The sequence below is a fragment of the Ktedonosporobacter rubrisoli genome, from assembly GCF_004208415.1.
In the GTDB taxonomy this organism is placed as follows: domain Bacteria; phylum Chloroflexota; class Ktedonobacteria; order Ktedonobacterales; family Ktedonobacteraceae; genus Ktedonosporobacter; species Ktedonosporobacter rubrisoli.
This window is the reverse complement of the sequence record NZ_CP035758.1, coordinates 6071819-6092123: the sequence shown is the minus strand read 5'-3', so window position 1 is coordinate 6092123 and position 20305 is coordinate 6071819. Positions and strand designations below refer to the sequence as shown.

The 20305-nt window shown below is 54.6% G+C and carries 16 protein-coding genes; 11 read left to right on the top strand and 5 right to left on the bottom strand.

The annotated features are described in order from the left end of the window. Positions 1-110: 110 nt before the first annotated feature. The 9 genes from EPA93_RS26430 (at position 111) to EPA93_RS26390 (ending at position 11109) form a co-directional block, all read left to right on the top strand. Positions 111-1409 carry a dihydrolipoamide acetyltransferase family protein gene (locus EPA93_RS26430; protein ID WP_129890387.1) on the top strand — a complete coding sequence of 433 codons (1299 nt, stop codon included), beginning with the start codon at positions 111-113 and terminating at the stop codon, positions 1407-1409. A 16-nt stretch (positions 1410-1425) separates the two neighbouring features. Next, positions 1426-2790 (top strand): dihydrolipoyl dehydrogenase family protein, encoded by a 1365-nt coding sequence (locus EPA93_RS26425; protein ID WP_129890386.1) that lies wholly within the window; start codon positions 1426-1428, stop codon positions 2788-2790. Positions 2791-3213: 423 nt separating this feature from the next. After that, complete coding sequence (locus tag EPA93_RS26420; RefSeq protein WP_129890385.1) at positions 3214-4113, top strand: ABC transporter ATP-binding protein; 900 nt, start codon at positions 3214-3216, stop codon at positions 4111-4113. Positions 4114-4129: 16 nt separating this feature from the next. After that, a complete protein-coding gene (locus EPA93_RS26415; RefSeq protein WP_129890384.1) occupies positions 4130-4957 on the top strand; it encodes an ABC transporter permease subunit in 828 nt (275 codons plus the stop codon). Positions 4958-5232: 275 nt separating this feature from the next. Beyond that, entirely contained in the window at positions 5233-6678 is a 1446-nt protein-coding gene (locus EPA93_RS26410; RefSeq protein ID WP_129890383.1) for a sensor histidine kinase, read from the top strand. An 18-nt stretch (positions 6679-6696) separates the two neighbouring features. Then, positions 6697-7353, top strand: a complete 657-nt coding sequence (locus EPA93_RS26405) for a response regulator (protein WP_129890382.1) — start codon at positions 6697-6699, stop codon at positions 7351-7353. A 286-nt stretch (positions 7354-7639) separates the two neighbouring features. After that, positions 7640-8731: a Gfo/Idh/MocA family protein gene (locus EPA93_RS26400; protein WP_129890381.1), complete on the top strand. Its 1092-nt coding sequence runs from the start codon at positions 7640-7642 to the stop codon at positions 8729-8731. A 27-nt stretch (positions 8732-8758) separates the two neighbouring features. Next, complete coding sequence (locus tag EPA93_RS26395) at positions 8759-9532, top strand: SDR family oxidoreductase (protein ID WP_129890380.1); 774 nt, start codon at positions 8759-8761, stop codon at positions 9530-9532. 242 nt (positions 9533-9774) lie between these two features. Next, positions 9775-11109 carry a metalloregulator ArsR/SmtB family transcription factor gene (locus EPA93_RS26390; protein WP_129890379.1) on the top strand — a complete coding sequence of 445 codons (1335 nt, stop codon included), beginning with the start codon at positions 9775-9777 and terminating at the stop codon, positions 11107-11109. 11 nt (positions 11110-11120) lie between these two features. Here EPA93_RS26390 and EPA93_RS26385 read toward each other — a convergent pair whose 3' ends face one another. Both EPA93_RS26385 and EPA93_RS26380 read right to left on the bottom strand, forming a co-directional pair. Beyond that, positions 11121-12878 carry a dynamin family protein gene (locus tag EPA93_RS26385; RefSeq protein ID WP_129890378.1) on the bottom strand — a complete coding sequence of 586 codons (1758 nt, stop codon included), beginning with the start codon at positions 12876-12878 and terminating at the stop codon, positions 11121-11123. A 173-nt stretch (positions 12879-13051) separates the two neighbouring features. After that, entirely contained in the window at positions 13052-14062 is a 1011-nt protein-coding gene (locus EPA93_RS26380) for a diacylglycerol/lipid kinase family protein (protein ID WP_129890377.1), read from the bottom strand. A 201-nt stretch (positions 14063-14263) separates the two neighbouring features. On the opposite strand from EPA93_RS26380, the gene EPA93_RS26375 reads away from it, so the two are divergent. Continuing rightward, complete coding sequence (locus tag EPA93_RS26375; protein WP_129890376.1) at positions 14264-15223, top strand: GNAT family N-acetyltransferase; 960 nt, start codon at positions 14264-14266, stop codon at positions 15221-15223. 45 nt (positions 15224-15268) lie between these two features. Here EPA93_RS26375 and alr read toward each other — a convergent pair whose 3' ends face one another. From alr to EPA93_RS26360, 3 genes are all read right to left on the bottom strand, one after another. Next, positions 15269-17869 carry an alanine racemase gene (alr, locus tag EPA93_RS26370; RefSeq protein WP_129890375.1) on the bottom strand — a complete coding sequence of 867 codons (2601 nt, stop codon included), beginning with the start codon at positions 17867-17869 and terminating at the stop codon, positions 15269-15271. Beyond that, the gene (locus tag EPA93_RS26365; RefSeq protein WP_129890374.1) at positions 17866-18201 is read right to left on the bottom strand and encodes a nucleoside triphosphate pyrophosphohydrolase; all 336 of its coding nucleotides are present in this window, start codon (positions 18199-18201) and stop codon (positions 17866-17868) included. The genes alr and EPA93_RS26365 overlap by 4 nt, the downstream gene beginning before the upstream one ends. A gap of 218 nt (positions 18202-18419) precedes the next feature. Continuing rightward, positions 18420-18725: a hypothetical protein gene (locus EPA93_RS26360; RefSeq protein ID WP_129890373.1), complete on the bottom strand. Its 306-nt coding sequence runs from the start codon at positions 18723-18725 to the stop codon at positions 18420-18422. A gap of 296 nt (positions 18726-19021) precedes the next feature. Here EPA93_RS26360 and EPA93_RS26355 point away from each other — a divergent pair, with 296 nt between their 5' ends. Continuing rightward, positions 19022-20275, top strand: a complete 1254-nt coding sequence (locus EPA93_RS26355) for a helix-turn-helix domain-containing protein (protein ID WP_129890372.1) — start codon at positions 19022-19024, stop codon at positions 20273-20275. Positions 20276-20305 lie beyond the last annotated feature (30 nt).

Here is a 20305-nt window from a genome sequence, read left to right as displayed (position 1 = left end):
CCGGCGCTAAAATGGCTGCCCATCCTTCTGGGGGCGGGCAGTCTGCGGATCTTCGACGCACAAATGCTCGTATTATCCCCTTCAATAGTTGAGTATTGTGGAGCTATGCCATGCAAGAATTTAGACTACCGGACCTGGGAGAGGGAATGCAGGAGGCCGAGATACGCCGCTGGCTTGTCAACCCTGGCGATACTGTGAAGCTTGATCAACCAATGGTCGAGGTTGAGACCGATAAAGCTGTGGTGGAAATACCCTCGCCGGTGGCGGGACGGATTGCGACGATTCGCGTTGAGGCCGGGCAGGTGGCCAAATTGGGTGAGCTGCTGGTGACCTTTGAGACAGGCAGCGATAAGGCGCCGGCTAACAGACCTGCCGCTCAGCCCGCAGCAGCCGCGCCGCCGGTGACTACAGTGAACTCAGCTGCTCCGCTGACAAACGCGGGACAGCCAGCGTCTACCAAGCGTGTTCTGGCAGCCCCGGCCGTGCGTAAACGCGCCTTTGAACTTGACATCGACCTGGCGCAGGTCCCCTCGTCGCAGCCGAACGGACGAGTGACGCTGGATGACGTGCTTTCCTATGCCGAGGGCTTGAAAAACGCTAAGCCCGTGGCAGCTTCAATCTCTGAGCAGAGCGAGCCCGCGCTGCCCGGGGCGAATGGACAGGCTAAGACGGTCGGTCGGCCAGCAACAACTCAGGTTTCAGCCGCTCTGGAGGAGCGCCAGCCCCTCACCGGTCTGCGCAGACGCATCGCTGAGCATATGGAGCGCTCGTGGCGGACCGTGCCCCATGCCACGGCCTTTGATGAGCTGGATGGTACCGAGCTGGCAGCCTTGCGCCAGGCCCTCAAACCCGCCGCCGAGAAGCGCGGCGTGCGCCTGACCTATATGCCCCTGCTGATCAAATTGCTGCTGCCAGCGCTCAAAGAATTTCCTATTTTTAATGCCAGCCTTGACGAAGAGAAGCGCGAGATTGTCTATAAACGCTTCTATCATATCGGCGTGGCTACCGATTCGCCCGAGGGCTTGCTGGTCCCCGTCTTGCGCGATGCCGATAAGCTGACAGTCTTGCAGATTGCCGAGCAGCTTGAGCACCTGGTTGCCGGCGCGCAGAAACGCACGCTGGCCGTGCATGAAGTTGCTGGCAGCACTTTTACCCTGAATAACGTGGGCAGCTTTGGCGGCAGCAGCGGGACGCCGATCATCAATTATCCAGAGGTGGCCATCCTTGGCGTTGGCCGCCTGCAGGAAAAAGCCGTGGTGCGCGACGGCACGATTATCGCTCGCCTCATGATGCCCCTGGCCCTCTCGTTTGACCATCGCCTGATCGACGGTGCGCTTTCGGGTCGTTTCCTGGCACGCTTCAAAGAACTGGTAGAGCATCCCCAACAGCTGATGCTAGATATGGTCTGATAGAAAGAGGCAAAGTATGGTTGTTGGTGATGTTACTACTGCTGTTGACGTGTTGGTCCTTGGCGCGGGACCCGGCGGCTATGCTGCGGCGATTCGCGCCGCGCAGCTTGGGCGGCATGTAACCATCGTTGAGCCTGGACCTGCAGGTGGCGTCTGTTTGAATCGCGGCTGTATTCCGCTCAAGGCCCTGCTCTCTGCTTCTGAGCGCTATCAGCAGGCGCGACAGGAAGAGCTGGCACAGATGGGCATTCGTGCCGAATCAGTAAGCTTTAACTGGTCTGAGATGCAGGCCTGGAAGCAAAGCGTCGTGGATCGGCTCTCGAATGGTGTGCGTCAGCTGATCTCAGGAAATCGCATTGAGGCCGTGACCGGCAATGGCTGGTTTATCAATGAGCAGGAAGTGCGCGTCGAGGGCGAACATGGCTCCCATCGCTTCAAGTTTGAGCAATGTATTCTGGCCGTGGGGGCTAGCGCCGCGCCTGTTGCTGGCATAGACTATGATGGCAAGCAGATCCTGACGCCAGAGCAGGCCTTGCGTCTTAGCGAGCTGCCGGCGACGTTGAGTATTGCCGGCAACGATTACATCGCCCTGGAACTGGCGACGATCTTTGCGCGCCTTGGCGTAAAAGTGCGCCTGCTTCTGCCAGGCGAGCGCTTGTTAGATGGCGTCGATCCTGCTGCCTTGCGCCTCGTGCAGGCAGGCTTACGCAAGCTTGGCGTGCAGGTAGTCACGAAGGTCAAATTGGCCGAAGTGAGCGAGCGACCTCTTGTGCTCTCTGCAGGAGTGCGCCCGAATACCGCCGGCTTGCATCTTGATGCCGTCGCCGTGCAGCTCAATGAGCGCGCTGGAATTGCCGTCAATACGATGCAGCAAAGCACGGTTGAGCGTATCTATGCCGTGGGGGATTGTACGGGCGGCCAGGCGCTGGGCAGTATCGCCCTCAAGCAGGGCAAGCTCGCCGCCGAAGTGGGAGCCGGGCAACGCGTGCAGTTTGCGCCTCTGGTTACCCCGCTCATCGTGCATACAACCCCGGAGATCGCTACTGTAGGTCTCTCGGCCGAGCAGGCAAAGGGAGCCGGCTACCAGGTCGTGCAAGGCCGCTTCCCATTAGCTGCCAATGGGCGCGCTCTGACCTTGGGTAGCGACAATGGCGTTGCCCTGGTTGTGGCCTCGCAAGAAGATGGGGTGGTCCTTGGTGCTACCCTGGTCGGGCCGCGCGCCGGCGATATTATCGGTCAGGCGGCCCTGGCTATCGAGATGGGGGCAACCTTAACCGATCTTGCCGAGATCCTTTACGCGCACCCTGGACTGAGCGAGACGCTGCAGGAGAGCGCCGAGAATGCCCTTGGCAAGGCGATCCATATCCTTACCAAGAATTAGCAGCTTCGCGCCTGGTTACAATAGGCGCTGCTTCAAACTGTGGGCCAGAGACCTGGCGGCATAAAGGGCCTCAGGCTCTACAATGAGCGCTGATCAGGCTAAAGGCCAGGGACCGGCAATACAACAAAAGGGGCCATGTGTTGAGACGTGCATATGGCCTCCTTTGTGCGCTTTCGCGGAGCAGAATATTGAGATAGAGCCTGCTCCTCTTTTCACTTGCTGAGCTGGTAAGGCAGGCCTGGCGAGGAACTCCTATCAACCCGATTTACCTCTGTGTGCAGCTCTGTGCTAACTCTTCCTCGATACATCTTGAGTCGTACCCTGGATACGACCGTAGGAGCGTGTTAGAATTAGCTTTTTAGATTATCCTATTATCTAGCAAGATGGAATGGTAAATACATGGTCAGCCTGCGGAGGTAGCGCATGGAAGTTGTGCTCAAGGTGGAGCATTTGAGCAAGCAATTTGGGTCTTTACGTGCTGTTGATAATGTCTCGCTGCACGTGGAGAGAGGCGAAATTTTCGGTTTTCTGGGTCCTAACGGTGCCGGTAAAACGACGACTATCAGTATGCTGCTGGGGCTTAGCGCGCCCACAAAGGGCAAAATCAGAATTCTTGGCCAGGATGTGACGCCACGCCACAATCGCGTCTTGCGACGCGTGGGGGCAATGATGGCAAACTCGGCCCTGGTACTTAGCCTGACGGGACGCCAGAACCTTGGCATTCTGGCTCGACTGCGGCCAGATCTGCCGGAAAAGCGTATTGACGAAACCTTAAAGTTGACGGGCCTTGAACATATAGCGGATCAGCTGGTTTTTCGCTATGCCCCTGAGATGCGCCGGCGCCTGGCCTTAGCCCTTGCCCTGCTCAATGCTCCGGAACTGCTCATCCTTGACGAGCCTACCAGCGGCATGGATCGCTATAGCTCGCAAGAGGTGCGCGAACTCTTGCGTTCCCTTGCCGCGCGCGGCATGACCATTTTTATGAGCAGCCATCTATTACAGGAGATGGAAGTTGCCTGTGATCGCATAGCAATTGTGCAGCGTGGACATATAGTTGCGCAAGGGACGGTCGAGGAGCTTCTACGAGCCAGCGAAACGGTGTGCGTGCATACAGGTGATCCCGACTATATTGCGCAACTCCTCAGTAAGCTGCCGGAGGTTCGTAGGGTGCGGCGAGGTGAAAAGCAGGTTGAGGTCTGGGGAATATCTATAGAGCAGGTGAGAGATTTTCTGCTGGGACAGAGAGTCGCAGCTGAAGATATTGTCGTGGGCAGAGCTGGATTAGAGAATGTATATCTGGAATTGACGCATAAGGCGCCATAAGGCTAAAGGAGAGAGCATGTTTGTAAATGTTTTACGGCTTGAGATCGACAGGTTTTTTAAACAGCGTCTTTTCTGGCTTGAACTGTTATTCGTAACGTTCCTCTTTGTCTTTATTGCTCTGCTACTGTATGCCGCCAGAAGCGCTTTTCCGGGCCTGGTAAACGCCTTCGGCTGGCCGCTTGGGCTGTTTGTCTCATTGAACTCAATCACAGCTACCTCGTTGGGTGGGTTGCTACTTGTCGCCCTGGCCGGCTGGATAACGACTCAGGAGTACTCCTGGCATACTATGCAGTTGTGGCTCAGCCATGGCATACCGCGCCTCTGGCTGCTCTGCACCAAAGTGCTGGTTTTGTTTATGGCCGCTATTTTGATGGGCCTGGTAATTCTCCTGGTGGGTGGCGGGCTTTCGTTGCTCTTATCCCTGTCTATCCATGGAAGCGTCAATATTGCGCAGGTGAAATTTGTCGAACTATTGCTGAGCGTTGTGCGTGCGGTCTATTCAGTTTTTCCGTATATTGCCCTGACTTTCATGCTGGGAATTATCACGCGCTCACCCTGGATTACGATTTGTGGCAGCCTGCTTTTTGCCGGATTGCTAGAGGGTTTGCTGGCCCGAGGATTATCCTTGCTGGGTGGCATATGGGGACAGGTTGCGCTCTATCTTCCTGCCAGCCTGACCACCGCTATGGTTGACCAGAATGTCTCGCTGCTCAATGTGCCGCTCAATGTCACGCATGATGTTACTCTCAGTGCCGGGCAGGCTGCTATAGGCATTGCGCTCTATACGCTGATCTTTTGCGGAATTGCGGGCTGGTGCTTGCAAAGGCAAAACCTGCATAGTTAAAACCTGCCTGTTTCCAGGTCTGTTCGTTTGCTACATTCTCGATTGACCTTTTTGCTATTATCACATAGACTGACTATTGGAGTGGAATTGTTACGCTCTGTCTTCAGACTATGGATACCCCCTCTGGAGAGGAGGCTCTGTTTCTGGATAACGCATAGGTTGCGTCGTGCGCCTGTGGTTTGAGGTCCTGTTTTTTCTGGCCTCGGGTCGCTGTCTAGAGACAGGAGCATGAGAACCGGGAATCCTGAAGGCTTGCTCTCTGTGAGAGGTGGTTGATGAAGCTCTTATCACGCATGGCCAGTCCTTTTAGTCGGCTACAATGGAAACTTACCTTTTCGTATACCCTGATCACGGTGCTTGCCCTGCTCGTGGTTGAGATCCTTTTTGCCATTTTGGTTGTCTGGGGGATTAATCAGTTCATCCCCTACGCCGTTATGGATTCGATTCAGAGCGAGGCAACACAGGCTGCCACGTACTTTGTAGCTGGTAAGCCAGACAAGGAGAAGCTAAGTAACTGGATTCCACAGGTAGAGGATGACCAGGTTCTGATAGAGACGCGGCGCTTTACTGCCGTCGTAGATAGTAAAGGGCAAGTAGTAGTCAGCGAGGGACGAGACCAGTTCCCGGCGAACAGTAACATTCAGGCGCGCCTTCCTGCTCAGGCAGCTCCCATCTTGCACAAAGCCCTCAGCAGTGGCTCGGATGGCTCTGTCCAATCCATGGATCTTGCTGATGGAGGAATGCTAATAATTGCACCAATTGTCGATAAGGATGATAACGTGGTTGGCGCTCTAGTTTCACATGTCGTTAATGCGCGCATCCCCTTGCTGACTATCTTTCCGCCCATTTTGCTTGCTATCTTGCTTAGCGCGCTGATCTTTCTGATCTTTGCCGGCTTTGTTGGGGCTATCTTTGGAGCCTTAACTGCGCGCGGCTTCACGAAGCGCTTTAGTAATCTAGCCCTGGCAGTAGAGAACTGGAGCCGGGGCAACTTCTCTACTTTTGTTAAAGATTCATCGGGCGATGAGCTGGGTTCGCTCTCGCGGCGACTTAATCTGATGGCCGAGCAGCTACAGCAATTGTTGCAGACGCGTCAGAAGCTTGCCACGCTGGAAGAGCGTAATCGCCTGGCTCGCGATTTGCACGATAGCGTCAAGCAGCAAGTCTTTGCAGTCTCGATGCAAGTGAGCACGGCGAAAGCCTTGCTTAGCAACGATTCCGAGAGCGCGAAAACTCATTTAAATGAGGCTGAGCGGCTTGTGCGCCAGGCTCAGCAGGAACTAAACTCACTGATTCGTGAATTGCGCCCGGTGGGGCTCGAAGGCAAAGGGCTGGCGCTGGCTCTGCAGGAATATGTTCTGGATTGGATGGGGCAAACTGCCATTTCGGCTGTGGTGAATGTGGAAGGAGAGCAGGCTCTGGCCCAGGCTGTCGAGGAGGCCATGTTTCGTGTGGCGCAAGAGGCCCTGGCCAATGTGGCAAGGCATAGCCAGGCTAGCTCTGTGCAGCTTTGTTTGCTCTGTGAGAAGGATCTGGTTACTCTATCAATTGCTGATGATGGTAAAGGCTTTGAGGTCTCGGCAAGACGCGGGCAGGGAGTTGGCTTGCAATCTATGCGCGAACGTATGCAGACTTTGCATGGACAGGTAGAGATCAAAAGTATAAAAGGGAAAGGTACGACGGTGATTGCACGCTGCGAGCCCGGCGCGGTCAGCGTTTAGGACGGGAGAGGCCAGGATATGCAAGATAAAATTACAGTGATTATTGTGGATGACCATAGCATTGTGCGCCAGGGCGTGCGCGCTTTTCTCTCTATTCAGCCCGATGTGACGGTAGTTGGCGAGGTGGAATCGGGCGAGGCGGCTGTGCGTATGGCCGCTGAATTGGTGCCGGATATCGTTTTGATGGATCTACTGATGCCGGGCATGGGTGGTGTGGAAGCAACCAGGCAGGTAAAGCAGGTAAGCCCGCATACCCAGGTGATCGTGCTTACCTCCTACCACGAAGATGAACATATTTTTCCGGCTCTGCGTGCAGGAGCGCTCTCTTATGTGCTCAAGGAAGTTGGCGCCGATGAGCTGGCCGAGACTGTGCGCAAGGCGGCCAAGGGCGAATCTGTGCTGCATCCGCGCGTAGCGGCCCGCGTCGTTCAGGAGATACGCGGCGGCAAGCGCGATACGCCCAATCCGTTCATAGATTTGAGCGATCGCGAGCTTGATGTGCTGCGCCTGATTGCCGATGGACTTTCTAACGCCTTGATTGCCGAACGATTGGTAATTAGCGAAAAGACTGTCAAGGGGCATGTGAGCAATATTCTTGGCAAGCTGCATATGATGGATCGCACACAGGCCGCTGTCTTTGCCTGGCAACAGGGCCTTGTGCGCAAAGATTCATAGCCTCCCGCATCACCCTCTCACCTGGAACCTGGGGCCACGTCGCTAGCTAGTGGACGCGTCGCGACCTAGCGAATTGTAGGTCCCAATTTTCCCTCCTCTATACCAGGCCTCAGCTTACAGAAAATGAGCTCTGGCAAGCCTGTGGACTGCGCCCGGGGGCAGAATAAGCTCGGACACCTTACTTGTTGTTGGGTTGGCAAGCTGCATATAATGAGAGCAACATGCTAGTATTGCAAAACTAGTGTGTAAACGTGTGTCTGGCTATATCAAGGAGTATCTAAGCAGAATGAGTGGAGAAAAGCATACTGGTCCCGTGCGGGTGGGCGTCATCGGTTTAGGTTGGGCTGGCGAGCAACATTTAAAAGCATATCAGCAGTTAGCAAATGTAGAAATCGTGGCCATAGCAGGTCTGGAAGAGGATAGGCTAGCGTATCTTGGCAAGACATATAATGCGCCCCATCTCTATCGTTATTATGAAGAATTATTGACACGTGACGATCTTGATGCTGTGAGCATCGCTGTACCAAACTATTTGCACGCGCCAATTGCCACGCAGGCTCTTGCGCGCGGCTTTCATGTATTGTGTGAGAAGCCCCTGGCGCGTACGCTGCAAGAAGGGGAAGAGATTGTGGCCGCAGCCGTCAGCGCTAATCGCGTGCTGCACGTGGTCTTCAACCATCGCGAGCGCAACGATATCCAGGTCTTAAAACGTTATATCGACGAGGGCAAGCTGGGCAGAATCTACTATGCCAAGGCGTATTGGATGCGTCGGCGGGGCATTCCAGGAGCCGGCAGCTGGTTTGGCAATAAAGAGATGGCTGGCGGCGGCCCGCTGATCGATCTTGGCGTGCATGTGCTCGATATGGGGCTTTATCTCCTTGGCAATCCCCAGGTATTGACGGTGAGCGCCTCAGCCTATAGCGAGCTGGGACATCGCGGATTGGGCGTAAACGTCAACGATAAGAAATTTGGCACGGGTTATGCCTATGATGTGGAGGACCTGGGCAGCGCCTTTATTCGCCTGGCCAATGGGGCAACGCTACTTTTAGAGGCCAGTTGGGCCACACATAGTAACGCTGAAGATGACTTTGGCGTTGTACTGTATGGCACGGAAGGGGGAGCCGAGATCAGGGTGAGAAATCATGCCTGGCAGGATACGCTGCGCATATATACGGATGTGGCCGGGACTACGGCAGATATCCAGCCGAAGGTGACGAGAGGCGAGGCCCATCTTGCCGTCGCGCGCAAGTTTGTGGCCGCGATTACAGAAGGCGAGTGGTCGTCGCATGATGGGAGCGAAGGATTGTTGCGCACGCGGATCATTGATGCCTGCTATACCTCGGCTCAACAGGGGAGTGAGGTTGTCTTTAAAATGTAAAGCGAAGGATTAAGGGAGAAGCATTTGATGCCAGCACAAGAAAAAACAAAAGTGGCACTGATTACTGGTGGTTCACGCGGGATTGGCGCCGAAACGGCCCTGGCTTTGGCCGCTCATGGTTACGATGTGGCGATTACGTATCGCAATAAGGCCGCCCGCGCCAAGGAGGTTGTGACGAGAGCCGAGCAGCAGGGCGTACGAGCCCTGGCTGTATGTAGTGATATCACGCAGCCAGCGGCCCTCGATCAGCTCTTTACAGAGCTGCAAGCATGGTGTTCGCGCCTCGATGCGCTGGTATTGAATGCTTCAGGTGGCCTGGAACGCGAGTTGCTGGCCGCCGATCCCGCGTATCCAATGCATATCAATCGCGATGCGCAGCTTGCTCTTGTGGAGAGAGCTTTGCCGCTGATGTCGGCCGGAGGCGTGATTGTCTTTGTGACAAGTCATTGGGCACATTTGAATGGCCAGGTGGAACAGATCCCGGCCTACGAAGCCGTGGCGGCCTCGAAATATGCCGGCGAACAAGCTCTGCGCACACGCCAGGACGAGTTTACGGCGCAGGGGATACGCTTAATTGTGGTGACCGGCGATTTGATTGAGGGAACCGTTACGCCAAAGCTGCTAGAGCGAGGAGCGCCGGGACTTGCTGAGCAGCGCCGTAGCTCGATCGGCCAGCTTCCCACGGCCGCCGAGATGGGCGAAGCGATTGCGCGGGCGGCCCTTGATAGTGCTCTGCCCAGCGGCCATACTGTCGTGATCGGCGGTTCTCTGCATTCCCTGCCGCGCAAGCTAACGACCTGAAACTTCTTGCAGGCCTGATTCTTGGCTTCCTGAGACTATACATTTCTGCTCTCTAATAAAGGGATTGTGAAGGGCTCGGCCCTTCACCTGGGGCACGGAACGGTGCCCCACTTGTTTTCCTCTTGGGCGCCGCCGTCAGGCGACCAAACAACCGAACTGAAAAATTCAGCCTGAGACTATACATTTCTTTAAAAATTTGATACAATGCTAATTAGATAAAAATCTAATTAGAGAGGAGTTCTATGTCTCAGGAAGAATTTCAAACCCTGCTCCAATTCTTTAAAGTGCTGGCCGATGAGAACAGGCTCAAATTGCTGGGTATTCTTGCCAACGGCGAGCATAGCGTAGAGGAGCTAGCAGCCTTTCTCCATCTACGCGCGCCGACCATATCACATCACCTGGCTCGTCTAAAGGAGCTGAAGCTTGTGGGTATGCGCAGCGATGGCAATACCCACTATTACTGGCTCAACGCCGAAGCCCTGCGCCAGACGAACCGACTCTTGCTCACGCCTGAGAAAATGGCAGTGCTGGCCAATGATATTGAGGGCGATGCCTGGGAGCGCAAGGTCCTGCGCGATTTCCTTGACGGCATCCAGCTAAAGGAGATCCCGGCCAGCCGCAAAAAGCGTGCAGTGATTCTCAAATGGTTGGCCAGCCAGTTTGAGTATGATGTGCTGTATAAAGAGGCGCAGGTCAACGAGATCATTCAACGCCACCATATCGACGCATCCTCCTTGCGGCGCGAAATGGTCACCGCTGAAAAGTTGCTGCATCGCGAAGCCGGCATCTACTGGCGTATTCCCCACGGCGAAAACTGGCGCTCCGTAAGCTTCGCCTCGGGTGGCTTGACGCTTCAGTGCAGCCTGGGCTTGCCCGAGGGCCAGGGTCCTTTTCCTACCATTCTTGAAGTGCACGAGGGCGCAAAAGATAGCTCGGCGGATTGGCTTTCGCCGCTCAGCGCCTTCTGGCTCGCGCATGGCTTTGCCTATTTGGCCATCAAGACAGGCAATGCAGATCACTCAGATCCAGATGCCGCCTGGTTCTGGCGCATGGCCGGCAATCCTGGCCATTGGGAGTTGGAGGATCTTCTGTTGGTGCGGCGCTGGCTGCTTGAACAGGGCTTTGCGCATCCACAAAAGATCGTGCTCACCGGCTGGTATTATGGCGCAAGCATAGCCCTGCTGGCTCTGGGCAAGCAGCCTGAATTGTGGGCCGGCGCGATGGTTGGCTCTGCGATTACTGATTGGTGGCGCAACTATCAAGAGGCCGGCAATCAGGATTTTATTCGTAAGCTGTTTGGCGCTCCACCGGCTGAGAAGCCTGAGCAATATATGCTTAGCTCGCCTCTCATCTACGCCGAGAACGTGGCAGCTCCTATCCTTTTATTGCAGGATCGCCACGATCCGCGCTGCTCAGTAAGCGAGATAGAGGCATACCAGCAGCGCTTAGGTACCGCTGGCAAACAGCTCAGCTTGCACTGGCTGGAGCACGGTGCTCAGGCTCTCGACGTCGAACGCATGCTTGAGCAGCGCGAGCTCATGCTCAAATTTGCCAACGATGCTTGTGCGCTGTCCTGAGCCAGGCTGGCTTATGCGCCAATTTGCTCGATTTCATTGTGCAAGGCTGTAACCGCGCTATTTATGGCATTGACCTGCTCTTGAATAGCTGCGGTTTTCTTTTGTTCGGCCCGCACAAAGCGGGTATAGGGAGCAATGGCATCATTGACGCGATTGAGGGCATTATTTAACTCCTTCTGGAATTGCTCTGTCATCGCGTGCCGTAAGCGCAGGCGCAACTCATCCATCTTGGCCTCAAAACTGCGCTTGGCTCGCTTGCGCCTGGCGGGAATGATATAGAGACCCAGGCTAAGGATCACCGCGCCAGCCAGGATACCGCTTACATCGGCGGCCGCCGTTCCCACAAAGGCGACGATCGCTGCCCCTAGCCCGATGCCGCTGGCTCCGGCAATGGCTGCCTGCGTGACAGCGCTGCGTAGGTCCTGCGAAAGCTCAACCGCTTCGGTCTGTCGATCGTAGGTTTGTACCACGCTGCTGGCCGTACGCGCGACCGATTGCAGCAGCGTACGCCGATTATAGTCAAACTGCCTGCCCACAGAACCAATCATCTCATTATCGCGTCTGACGCTCGTCTTGCGCCTTCGTTCGAGGTACTCCATAATATCCTGCCAGAGCCGGTGTTCATGTTCAACCAGCCAATCGATCAGCTCTTGCACGGTCTGATCGATGCGAGCGGCGCTATCGCCAATCACCTCGTGCTCAAATTGCTGGCGGATGCGCTCGCCCTGAATCAGATCGAAAATCCGGCCCAGGCGAATCGACTCGTCAAAGAAGCGATCTCCACGTGCGCGCATTTCCAGGATGATATTTTCGATCTCGCTCAGGCGATGGGCAAAGTTTTGTTCCATATCTTCGCGATAGAGCTGAAGCTGCTCATCGATGGTCTCAACCGTGTGCGCATCCTCGGTAAGCAGGGCCGTGCGCTGCTCAATTGAGCTATTGATCTCGCTAAGCAGGCGCTGCATCACCCCAAGCGGGCTGAGCAGCTTAAGGCGCACGCGCTCAGCCTGATCGAGCGTGCAAAAGAGATACTCTTCAAGCGCCCCGAAGCGGCTATTTTGCCAGAGGTCTACCGCTGTATGTCCGAGCGCGCTGCGTGCCTGCTGAGCTAGCATGGCCGAGACCGGAAAAATCTGTGCCTCAAAGCCCAGCAGGTGCTTACAATTTTCGCTGACAAAGTTCATGACTGCTGCCAGGTCTTTGGGCGTGCGCAGCAGATCGATCTTATTAAGAATGATGATGACCTTTTTGCCCCAGGCGCGAATGCGTTCCAGGAAGACGCGTTCGCTTTGTGTAAAGGGACGATCTACCGAAGTGACGAAGAGGATCAGGTCGCTGCGCGGAATAAAATCTTCGGTAAGCTGTTCATGTTCGCGCAATACGGCATTGACGCCGGGCGTATCGACGATACTGATGTCCTGCAAAAAGTCGGCTGGGTACTGAATTTCCAGCACGCCTTGCTCAACCAGGCGCTCATGCTGCTCCTCACCATAGCGGATGGTCGTAATCTGATGGGTTGTTGGAATAACTCCTTCTTCCAGAACTTCCTGATGGAGCAAGGCATTGATGCAAGCCGATTTGCCGGCGTTGAACTCGCCAACGATGACGAGCAGGAACAGATCATCGAGAAAAGTGGTGAGCTGGCGTAAGGTATTTGTATAGGCGTCGGCACCCTCAAAACCAACCAGGCAGGCCTCTAGCTCACTGGCCAGGCTGCGCTCCCGTTGGAGTAGGGCACGTTGTTGTTCTTGCAGGACTACTTTAACCATAATTTATCCTTCTCCTCCGCCTTGAGGATAAGTAGCATCAGACACTTCAAGCCTCATCAAGGCAAGCACAGACCATGTATTCTATTTATTATTACGCAAGATGCTATAGATATGATATAGAAACAAACGCGAATTGCTTGATGAGTTCAAAAGTTGCCGTAGAAAGATAAACCTTAAGCCTCCTGAGTTTCGGAAAGCTCGCTCCCCGCACTGGCTTTGGAGAATAGATCTTCAGGAATAATTTGCGGGACAATCACTTTAAGGGCCTGAGGAACTATGCTAAAGGCGGTAGAAGGAAAGCCACGAGCCGTATAGCCGATTGGATCACCATCGAGCTGGAAGGCTATCGGCTGGCGCGTGCGTATCTTAACGTTGCTGCCGCGCAAGTAACGGACCCATTGCCGCCGTTCCTCGCGGCCGAGCAGAAAATCCAGGGAGACAAGGATGCGCTTGAGCATATCCTGGCGGCGCACTATACAGATATCGAGTAGACCATCATCGCAGCTAGCCTGCCAGGTATATCTAATCGTGCCGCCGTAGAGCTGCGTATTGCCGATGATGATCTGTAAAGCGTTGGTCTTGATCACGCGTCCATCGACCTGCAGGACAGCGCGGAAACCACGATAGCCAAGGCCGAGCCAGGCCCCGATTAAGAGATAGCCAATGACGCCAAGACGCTTTACAGGCTTTTTTTCCACTGCATAGGTAACCTCGCCGTCAAGCCCTATACCCGCCATTAAGAAGAAATAGTGCTCATCATTGACCTGGCCCAGATCGATCTGCCGCATCTGCCCGTGGAGGAGGACCTCGCGCGCTCCTGCGTAGTCAAGAGGAATGCCAACCTCTCGCGCCCACACATTGACAGTTCCGCCGGGCAGAACACCCAGAGCCGTCTGGCTCTGCGCCAACTCCTGGATGACTTCGTTAATCGTACCATCGCCACCGGCCACGATAACCACATCTTGTTTTTGCTCCACAGCTTCGTGCGCGAACCTACGGGCATCTCCTGGCTGATGAGTCATCTTTAAGTTAACCTGCCAGCCATTATCGCGCAGAAATGTCAGCGTCTCCGCAATCTGATGCATGTGCTGCAGCGGTCCCCCTGCCGCTGGATTCGCAATCAGCGTAGCGCTGCTTTGAACCCGCATCATCGCAGTTGTTTCTTGACGTGTATTCTCTTGCATGGTATTTTTTTGCTCCCCAGGTGAATACGCATTACGTCTATGGCCATGCCCTCAATCGTCAGGCTAAAAGCCCCCCGAACATATTTTAAATCGCGATCACACTTAAAGTTTATCGTCTTTTCCGGGTCCAAAGCAATAGTGTATAGTTAAGTAAGCGAGATGTGATGTCGCTGGCAAGATATTTCAGAGAGGTCTAAGAAATTGCAGGTAAGAAGCTGGGATATTCGGCCCTATGATGCCGCCCAAGATGCCGATGCGTCCTTTGCCCTCTGGCAAGCTGCGCTTGGCCAGAAGTGGTTAATCGGTCCTGAGCGATTTAAACAGATACTGCATAATCCCACGGCGCAAAATTTTGTCGCGCACGAACAGGGGCAAATCATTGGATTACTAGCTATTACACGTAGTGAGCGGGTTACGGGGTCGCTGGGAAATATTCTGGCTGTGCTGGTGGCGCCAGAAAGGCAGCGTAGGGGTATCGGGCGCGCACTCCATACCCGCGCCCTTGAGTATGTGAGGCAAGCCGGTTTAACACAGGTGCAAGTCGGTGGCGGGTGGGCGCGCTTCTGGCCGGGCGTGCCGCTCAATTTGCCGGCTGGATATGAATTCTTTCGGGCCTTGGGCTGGGAGTTCCGTGAGGGGCTTATTTACGATTTGCAGCAGGATTTGTCCAATTATGTGACCCAGCCCGCGATCTGGTCGCGCATGGCTCGCGAAGGGATTAGCTTTGGCTTTGCGAGCAAGGAGAATCTGGCTGCTGTGCTGGAATTTGAGCGGCGCGAGTTTATGAACTGGTTCCCGCATTTTCAATATGTGGCGGAATTCGGCGATTATCAGGATCTACTTGTGGCGCACGATAAGGCGAATGGCAAAGTTGTCGGGACACTCTCTATGTATAGCACGCAGCATTCGCATCCTGACAGAATAGATATACCCTGGCAAGCGATGCTGGGCGAGAAGATGGGCGCGCTTGGTTGTGTGGGCGTGGGAGCAGACGAGCGCGGGCGTGGAATTGGCATCGCTCTGGTGGCGCGCGCCTCCGAGTTGCTCAAGGAGCGAGATGCTACGCCTTGCTATATTGACTGGGTTGAGATCACTGATTTTTATGCTAAGCTGGGCTATGAGAAGTGGCGCGGCTATTGGATGAGCACGCGCGATCTGTAATAGCTAAGAGAGGCAGGTGTACTGCCTCTCCAGCTAAGCTTTGGGCTAATCGACGCGCGGCACGCGGGCCAGGATTTCGGCCACTACCTCGCAGTTGCTCGTGCCCAAGCGTTCGGCGACCTGCTCGGCACTTAGCCTGGCCTCGCCCTGGCGTCCAATCAATACTACCTCGTCGCCCATACGCGTCTGCGGAATATGCGTTACATCCACAATACACTGATCCATGCAGACGCGCCCTAGAATTGGCGCTTCCTGCCCGTGGATGAGGACCGAGCCCCAATTGGTGGGGGCGCGGCGAAAACCGTCAGCATAGCCTACCGGTAGAATCGCCACGAGCGTCGGACGTTCAGTGATATAGGTGTAGCCATAGCTAATACCTTCTCCGGCTGGCACCCATTTCACCTGCGAAACCTGCGTCTTAAAAGAAAGGGCTGCGCGAAATCCTTCGGGCAGACGTACCTCTGGCGAAGGATCAAGTCCATAGATCGCAATGCCAGGGCGGACCATATCAAAATGGGCCTCTGGCAGGCTGAGCGTGGCAGCACTGTTACAGGCGTGCACAATCGGCGGGCGCAATCCCTGTTCCTCTAATGCTGACAGAACCTGTTGGAAGCGGCTTAACTGTCGCCTGGTCAGGGTCAGATCCAGCATATCGGCGACAGCAAAATGGGTATAGAGACCCTCAAGTTCGAGCCCTGGCAACTCTTTAATCTCGCGCACAAAGCCAACGATCTCATCAAGCTGTTCGCTGCGAATACCCAGGCGTCCCATCCCACTATCCACCTTGACGTGTACCCGGGCGGTCTTATGCAAGGCAAGAGCCGCGCGCGAAAGCGCCTGGGCCGAGGAACTGGCATAGAGTGTTACCGCGAGATCAAGGCGTAAGGCTTCGCGCATCTGCCAGGACGGCACATAGCCAAAGACCAGAATGGGCGCGCTAATCCCCGCCTCACGCAGTGGGCTGGCCTCACTCACCGTCGCCACCCCTAGCATGCTGGCTCCATTTTGCAGTACCGTGCGTGCGACCTTCAGGGCCCCATGTCCATATGCATCGGCCTTCAGGCTCGCCAATACCCTTACTTTGGGACCGACCACATCCTTGACTTTGCGCGTATTGCTAGCAATCGCGCTAAGATCTATCTCCAGCCAGGTAGGGCGCTCTGGTCGCGTGACAACTATCTGTTTCCAGCCGGGCGTCTGGCGCACCAATTGCTCGGGAGCGTCAGCTGGTTGCGCTAGAAGCAATTCGGCGACGCGTTCCATGCGCATCTCCTCAGAGCCTTTGAGCCAGACGACGTTGCTAACATTTGCGGAAGCCTGATGTGTTTCTAGAATGCTGCGAGCGGCGCGGGCCGCATCCTCATGGCTGGAAGTCACAATAACATGCCTGGGCGCAAGACCGGCTTGTCGCGCAGCCTCGGCACTAATAGCGGCCCGTTCGCCTCGCGTAATCAGATAATCTACGTAGCGGACGGCGGCCTGGCCAAGTTGGCGATGCGCATTTTCCTCGTAGCTGCCAAGGCCATGCATATCGCCTAGAATGGCGATGCGCAGACCAGCGGGCAAGGCTTTGAGCGCGCTAAGGCCGGCAAGAGCCGAGGCGGGCTGGGCATTGTGGGTATCGTCGAGGATCTGGCTGCCATAAACGCCAGGCAGAGGGTTAAGCCGTCCTGGCAGGGGTGTCACTTGTGTCAAGGCAGCCTGGATTTCTTCAGGTTGCAGGCCGCAGCGGCGCGCTACAGTATACGCAGCCAGCATCGTAGAAACGTGATGGGCGCCGAGCAAGCGAGAGTTCAGGGTCAGCGGCTTCGAAGCGCCTGCAGCCTCCGGCGGGATCTCACAGGAGACTCCTTCCCAGCTTACCTTCACATTGTAGGCCTGGGAAGGGGCAAACGGGAGAAAAGTAATGCGTCGAGTAGAGTCAATCAGTGGGCGTGTGAGATCATCATACTGATTGAAAACTGCATAACTGCCATCGGCCAGGCTGGTAAAGAGCGTGCCTAACTCGGCGGCAAAGTTCTCAAGCGAGCCGAAGTATTGTAGCAGGGTCGGGCTGACGTTAGTGAGAACGCCGATATGGGGTTGGACAAGGCGACAGAGCGCAGCGATCTCCCCCGGATGATCACAGCCCAGCTCAAGCACGGCATACTCATGGCGCTCCTCAAGCTTGCCAAGCGAGAGGGGCAGGCCAAGCAGATCATTGTAGTTCTGCCAGCTTCTAAAAGTAGCGAAATTGCTGGCCAGGACGGTTGCAATTGCCTCTTTTGTGCTGGTCTTGCCCACGCTGCCGGTTACCGCAATGACGGTCGGGTGCCAGCGCTGCAGAATAGCGCGCGCGTAGTCCTGCAGGGCCAGGCGCGTATCGGCGACAAGGATAGTGGCAAGGCTTGCCTGCTCTAGCTCGCTCTGGACCTCGCTAGAGAGCGCGTTAAAGGCAGCTGCCTCAATCAGCAGCCCAGCAGCGCCACGGCGGGTCGCATCGAGTATATAATTGTGGCCGTCGCTGCGCTCTCCACGTACAGCAACAAAAAGCTCGCCAGGGATGAGCTGGCGGCTATCATGGCTGAAGGCCGCGAAGCGGGTCTGTTTGCCCGGATAGCGCAAGCTGCCGCCGGTGGCTTCAAGTAAATGCTCAAGATAAATCATTGGTAGTTCCTGGATACATTAAGCAAACGAATACGCTGTATAAATCCTCCTCGCTGGCTGCGCCTGTGCTCTTGCTCACGGCGTACGAGCTCGGGATCGATTTTATAGCTGCTCATCAGCGCATCAATAACTTCATAGATATCGGCAAGCTCGCTAATCAGGTGTTGTCCCTCGGCCTGAGCAGCCTCCTGAGCCTCCTCTACCAATTTCTGCCGCAGAGCCTGGCGAAATTCTGGTTCGTCCATAATCTCAATAGTGCAGGTACAGTTATCCTCTTGAATGATTTTTGGGATGTTATCGCGCACCAACTTATTATGATATTCAAGCAGCATAAACAAACGTCCCTCTGGGCTCCGTGCCTATCCTATAAAAATAGATAGATGGCGCGGAACCGGCTAATAAATTTAACAAACTTCGCACATCTGCCTATTGCAACCTTAAAAGACCATCAGCTGATTGTCAAGGGTGCGGCTGCTCGTAATGCTGCCAGGCGCAAGCCGTGTACGGGTTATAGGCTGGCTCGCGCCCGACAATAAAGTCTCGGGCTCACTTATGGATAAAGGCCTTCCCTATCCGCCTGGCTAGCGAGTGGAAGCTTTCTTGGCACGATGCGTACGCTGGGATCGCTGGCAAGGGGGAGCCAGTAGGAGGGATCAAACAGAATTTCCTCGGCGGCTTTATGTTGCTGCTGCACCTCTTCGGCATAGTGGAGCAACTCCAGATATGTTCTGGTTTCCAGGCCTTTCTCTTGCAAGTAGGCCCTGAAATACTTGTCGAACGTCGCCTCATCCATCAAAATCTCAATCTCATCATTGGAAAAGCTCCAGAAGCCCTCGTAGAACTCAAAATCTGCCATGAACCGACCTCCATTCCTAACAAACCAAACAGCTATTCATTGTTGCCAGCCAGCTTTGGCGAACAATCAAAGGCCGCTCGTCAATTTATGTTAGCATTCAGGCAAAGATGGAGAATGCTAACAGTTGCATAAATTCGGGTAAGCCTGGTTATATCATAGTGGGGAATAAGAAAAAAACAACGCAATGTTTTTGTGGAACGCAGGAAAAGCGCATGTATTAATAGAAATTTTTGCACTAATGTACAATAGAAATAGATTGATTTAGGATGCTGAAATGGCGTGAGGTGTTGTAAAATATGCATAGGTTATATTGGTGGCTACGCTATGGGAATTTTGCGCCGGGCGTGGGGATTTTGCCCCATATGGGAGAAGTGATAGCTTACTATCGGAGGAAGCGCTATAAAACCCAGGTAGATTTTTCTGTTGCAACTGGCTGCAAATTGCGTACTATTCAGGAATGGGAGACTTCGGCGATGTTACATGATCTTGAACGGCGCATCTTTCTCGCTAGATTGCTTAAAATTCCCCCGGCGCTACTCGGGCTTGATTGGCGCCTGACCGTCTATCAGGATGCTATGGGAAACTTTGAGAACAAGCCTGCTGGAATGGTAGAGATCGTTGAAGAGGATAGCTATTATCACTACGAAGATACACTGGCGATGGGCTGGGAGTGCCTTTATAGTGGCAGGGCAGCCGAGATCGCTTCCCGCATCGATAGGCGCTTACGCAGATTGAGCGAAGTCAGCAAGGTCGTCCCAGTATTGCAGCAGGAGGCCTGGCAGTATCTTCTCTGCCAATTTTATCAGCTCCACATGGCAATTGCCCAACACTGGGGCATGGATGAGAAGCATAAAAATATTGTTCTCAATGATAACCAGCAAGCCATACAGCTTGCCACTCAACTTGATGATAGCGAACTGCTCTCCGCTGTCCTGTTCCGCGGCGCACAAATGCATCTGGAACATGAGTGTTATGCTACGGCTAGAGCATCTATAGACGGTGCGCTTGAGCGCATTGGCCAGGTGCGCACACCGTTGAAAGTAAACATATATCTGGCTGCGGCTAATACATATGTTAACTATGCGGCCACTGATAAAACGCTTGAGCCGCAGGTTCATGGCTGGCTAGATAAAGCGTTAAATGCTGTCTATAATGGCAAAATCGAAGAGGACACTAGCTTTTTGCGCCCAAACCTGGCTGCCGTGCATCATGAGAAGGCAAAGATCTATCTGCACCTTGGTAAGCATCGACCGACCAGTAAAGGTTATTTCAAAGATGCGCACAATGAACTCAACATGGCCTGGAAAGCCTTAACCTCTGATCTCGCTGAATGGCGTATGTATTTCAGCCTGACAGAAGCCAGACTGTTTGAGGCCGAGGGAGATAGGGAGGGGAGCGCTAAAGCCGGGATTCAGGCCTTAGAAACTGCCAGGCTGATGGGCTCGAAAAAAGGCGAGACTTTGGCCAGAGATGTGTATCACGCGCTGTCAAAAAAAGCTGGCGTAAATCCTTATGTTGACAATCTGGGCGTGCAGCTTGGTATGTTCTAGCTATTTGGGGCCGATGATGAAAGATTTGGT